The 4586-nt window shown below is 52.1% G+C and carries 4 protein-coding genes and 1 tRNA gene; 3 read left to right on the plus strand and 2 right to left on the minus strand.

The window, feature by feature from the left end; all coding sequences use genetic code 11:
* The coding region (locus tag VLH40_10030) for a diguanylate cyclase (GenBank protein HSV32338.1) at positions 1 to 2639 on the minus strand (2639 nt) is incomplete at its 3' end.
* A gap of 124 nt (positions 2640 to 2763) precedes the next feature.
* Here VLH40_10030 and VLH40_10035 point away from each other — a divergent pair.
* The 3 genes from VLH40_10035 (at position 2764) to VLH40_10045 (ending at position 3860) form a co-directional block, all read left to right on the plus strand.
* A complete protein-coding gene (locus VLH40_10035) occupies positions 2764 to 2919 on the plus strand; it encodes a hypothetical protein (protein HSV32339.1) in 156 nt (51 codons plus the stop codon).
* A gap of 166 nt (positions 2920 to 3085) precedes the next feature.
* A complete protein-coding gene (locus VLH40_10040) occupies positions 3086 to 3517 on the plus strand; it encodes a helix-turn-helix transcriptional regulator (GenBank protein HSV32340.1) in 432 nt (143 codons plus the stop codon).
* Complete coding sequence (locus tag VLH40_10045; GenBank protein ID HSV32341.1) at positions 3483 to 3860, plus strand: ImmA/IrrE family metallo-endopeptidase; 378 nt, start codon at positions 3483 to 3485, stop codon at positions 3858 to 3860. Before VLH40_10040 ends, VLH40_10045 begins: the two co-directional genes overlap by 35 nt.
* Positions 3861 to 3920: 60 nt before the next feature.
* Here VLH40_10045 and VLH40_10050 read toward each other — a convergent pair.
* Positions 3921 to 4005: transfer RNA gene (locus tag VLH40_10050), tRNA-Leu, on the minus strand.
* Between the last annotated feature and the right edge of the window lie 581 nt (positions 4006 to 4586).

The raw sequence follows: 4586 nt of genomic DNA on the forward strand, positions 1-4586 counted from the left end.
GAGTTTTGGACAACCTTAACAAGGTTCGCATCCAAGAATTGCCCGAGTGACAGGTTGACTGCCACTGATATCGGCTTTAATCCTGCCTTCTGCCAGATCTTATTCTGGATAGATGCCTGTTTGATGGTCCATGACCCGATATTGCTGATTTGACCGCTTTTTTCTGCCAGCGGTATAAAGACAGAGGGCGCGATTGTCCCCAGGCGCGGATGCCTCCACCTGAGCAAAGCTTCCACTCCGATTATCTCTTCGGTTGCCGTTTTAAGTTGGGGCTGATAGTGCAAAAACAGCTCGTTTCGTTCCAGGGCCCAACGCAGGTCATTGGTCAGGGTGAAATTTGCGTGCGTCTCTTTTTTCATGGCGGCGGAGCAAAGGGCATGCCTGTTCTTGCCAATTTCCTTGGACGCATACATGGCAATATCGGCGTTTTTGAGCAAAGCATTGGGCTCATCCCCATCTGTGGGGAAGACGGCAGCACCTATGTTTACGGAAATAAAGAATTTTTGTTCTCTGACCGCCATGGGCGCCTTCAGGTTCTCCAATACTTTGGCGGCCACCCTTTCAATGCTTGTGCTATCGTCGGCCTGGGGCACCATGATGAGAAACTCGTCCCCGCCGAAGCGGGCCACCAGATCATACTCGCGCACGCTTTTTTGCATCCTTTGGCCAACCTGCTGCAAGAACAGATCCCCGTCGGCATGACCCATGGCATCGTTGACGGATTTGAACGAATCAATATCTATAAACAAAACACCGACCAGCTTATCGGTGCGCATGGCCATATCGATGGCCTGACTTAGCCGGTCTGTAAAGTACCGCCTGTTTGGCAGGCCGGTCAGGCTGTCATAATACGCCTCATACTTGATCTTTCTGTCAGCTTCTATCTTGAGCCAGACATCTGTAACCATGCGCGCCACAATGTGGCATATATTCCGCTGTTCTTCCTTCCATCCCGATTTACCGGCGCTTTTTTCGATGGCAACGATACCAATCAGCTGCTCGGCACTCTTTAATGGGATAATTGTCAAGAGGCCGGCCTTTATTTTTTCCGCCCATTGGCTTTCCGTTTCGCTCCCGGCTAAAGCATTAACCTCCGCACTGCCAGGATCTCCTTCGCCCCAAAAGCGGCTCAAGCCGACTGCGGCGGCAAAAATCTCCTCATTTTCTGCAGAGCTGGGGGCGGTGTTGCCGCACCATTGATAGGCGTTTTTAACTGTCCTTTGCCCGTCGTCCAGGAAAAAGATATCCAGGCAGTCCGCCTGGAGGTGTCTCCCCCACACGGCCAGCACTTCCTTGATTTTCGCTTCGATGTTGCCATCATTAACCGTCATCAGCGCAGAGGCTATCTCCGACAAGAGCTTTTCTCTATTTGCTTTTTCCTGGCTCTCCGTTATGGCCTGCTTAAAAATGTGATTGACGTAGAGCACAATGCTGAACATCACCGCCATTGTAACCATTCTAACCGCATGGTCTGCTCCTGTGAACGTTACCGGCAGGACAGGAGTATTCACCCAGGACCAGATTAATGAAAATATTACAGATATTCCCATTAGGACAATTATTCTTTTATTGCTGAAAATAATCGCAATCAACACAAATATCACCGGCAAAGTCCATGAGTATGCGGTTGTAAACTCATAGATAAGCACGGTCAAAACCGGTAATGTCACTGCCAGGGTAACTCCGACAACGGTATCTTTTAAATCCGCTTTCAGGCTGAGGTATCTTGTTACGTAGATGATTATTCCCGCCACCATAAACACCGCGCTAAAAACCAATGTAACTGCCAGGGAAGCCTGATTGGTGAAAAAGAGGGCCGCAAAGCCGATAAGGCCGCCAAAGAAAGATGCCAGGGTCAGATACAAGAATAATCCTGCCTGGGCATATTCACTCAGCAGCTGATTTTCCGCCGGCGCCCTCTCTTTTGGCCTTTGCCGCATCAGTCCGTAGTGTCGGATACAATAAAACATGGCCACCGCGGGGATTATGATCACTATTGGGGCCACTTGGGGGAAATTAATCTGGAAAAATGCGCTGAGCAGATGTTCGGTCAAGGTGCCGATAATCAGGGCCAATAAAGCGGAGCCTCCGATGAGCAGCGCTATTTTTCTTTTTGCCCGTTCCTGCGCGGTCAGGCCCCAATGAAACAGGAGAATAATGCCAGCGAGGGTAAAACCAATATAGCTTACGAAATGGGCCATATCCAAAGCTCTTACTCCTGCAATATTAACCCATCCAAGCGGGGTCTTAAGCAGGTGGTAAGAAGCGCGGGCTGTCTGGTCATAGATTCCGTAAAGGAAAACATTCAGGGCGGCCGGCAGGTATAAAAGCAGATAGAGCCAGTACTTTTGCAGCAGGGCGTTTTTTTCGGTCAGGATCAAAATATAGTGCAAAAACAGGCTGTAATAAATGCCCCATCCGGCTGAGGCGAGACGGCGCCATAACAGGGCGGTTTCGGTATCCGGGGCAGTGTTGGCGATGGTGAAGGTAAAGGCCCACCAGGAAAGGCAAAGAAAGCTGCAAAACAGTACGCGGTGCATGGTTGACCGGCCGTTGTAGGAGAACACCATCACCCCGTAGAAAAAATAGGCTGCGCTTGTTACAAGAAAGATAAAGGATAGTATATCCGGTAAAGACAAAAAACCCTCACCTCCCCCAACAATCTACAGCTCAATTTTTCTGAGCTATCCTCAAAAGTTGGGTATAGCCAAATAAAAACCGGTGGCGTATCCATCACCTCGCTCCCCGCAGGGAGGACAGGCCATGACCTGTCTGCGTGTCACGCGCAGGCAGGCACCACATACCCGGCCAAATATTCCCAGGCCACCGACTGCCTGGCCAAAGACCGGGAGGTGCCGGGAAACGATGGAGAAGACTTTCTGGAATTCCCCGCTTAGGGAGGTGCTGGAAGGAGTTTAATTCGTCGAGGGAATTCGCCGGAAAGACGCCGCCTGATGGGTCATACCCAACATGTGACCAAAACTAGAAGTATACCGGAGGAGTATACCAGAGGACACAAGATAGGTCAAGCCAATTTTTTGAAAATTATTCTTGACTGAGACATATTATGAGGTATGCTGTTGTCATGAGTGAACTAGGAGCGTATCTCAAGGAGTTACGGAAAAAAGGAGGACTTTCTTTGGGCGATCTGGCCCGGGAGACCGGGTTCTCCCGTTCCTATATCTACTACGTGGAAGAGGGGCACAAGAGAGCCAATCCCAATTTCCTCCGGAAACTGGCCGAATTTCACCAGGTGGACCCGGAGGGCCTCTTTATCCGGGCTTCCTATCTGCCGGGGCCGTTGTCCGATAAGGCCGAAGAACGACTGCGCCGGGTGAGCCGGCGGTACGACACCATCTTTCTCGACTACCTGGAGGAGCTCAATGCCGATGGACGGTCTGAACTCATTCAATACCTCGAATTTCTCCATAGCAAGGAACGCTATCGAACGGGTGATGCGGGCGGCCCGGAGCTACCCCCGGGTGCACGGGACCCAGAAGGCGGTGGCCCTGTGTGAGGCCGAAGGGATCGAAATCGCCTTCCATCCCTTCGTGAACTTCACCGGGATGCTGGTCAGCAAGGGGAACTGGATCCACCTGACCGTCCGGGACGACCTCTCCGAGACCGAGACGGTGCGGGTCCTCCTCCATGAGCTGGGTCACCACTGCCTCCATGTCACCAACCGCTTCTCCACCATCTTCCATGGCCACCAGCACCAGGTCACCGGGGAGGAAAAGGAGGCGGATTTCTTCGCCTTCTGCCTGGCCGGCGATCATATCCGGGAGCGGGTCCGGTGGAATTTTATCGAGTATGGTCCAGGATGGAGCGGGTTAAGGTGGGAGAATGGGGCTGGCCCATAAGCTCGCCCCAGCCCAGCGGGAGCAAATTCACTTCTCAACCGCCAAAGTGTACAGTTCGGATGGTGCCGGGAGCGGGATTTGAACCCGCACGGGATAACCCACTACCCCCTCAAGATAGCGTGTCTGCCAATTCCACCACCCCGGCACGCGCAGGAATTATAACAGGATTTTCGGCGGTAGTCAATTGTCCGAACTGTCGGTGTCAAGTGACCCTCGCTGATAATGTCCTCTCAAGAACTCGCTTAAAATGTCCTCTTTCTAAAACCTGCTGTATAAAGGGGGTAACCCAAAAAGAAGGAGGCCCCCGCCTGTCTGCGTGCGCCATGCCTGCGCCGCAGCGCGGCAGGCAGGAATACGCATAGGCAGGCATGGGAAGGAGGACGGTTAACGTTGAATACAAAGGAAAGGACCCCCTCTGGCCTGCCTGTGCGACGCACGCAGACAGGTCATATCTGGCCCGGGTACCGGAAAAGACCATGACCATCAGGGATGGCTTGCCGATCTGGGGCATCAGTTAGCGCTACTGGGGGTCAGGTCTTGAAAAATCACTTTTCTACTCTACCCTCTGCACGATCTTACTCAACCGCAGTGAAACGAAGACGAGGGGATTCGGCTCTATTCTTAACGGAAGACCCGCTTTTTAAAAACTTCATCGGTCATGGTCGGGTCATGGTGAATGCACTCAATCAGAAAATGGGTGATCATGCAAGATCCCCCTTTCACTGA

This window comes from Atribacteraceae bacterium (genome assembly GCA_035477455.1).
Taxonomy (GTDB): domain Bacteria; phylum Atribacterota; class Atribacteria; order Atribacterales; family Atribacteraceae; genus DATIKP01.

Excerpts from the sequence above, each read along its gene's own strand:
- VLH40_10035 (HSV32339.1), top strand. The coding sequence starts at position 2,764 with ATGACCTGTCTGCGTGTCACGCGCAGGCAGGCACCACATACCCGGCCA.
- VLH40_10040 (HSV32340.1), top strand. The coding sequence starts at position 3,086 with ATGAGTGAACTAGGAGCGTATCTCAAGGAGTTACGGAAAAAAGGAGGA.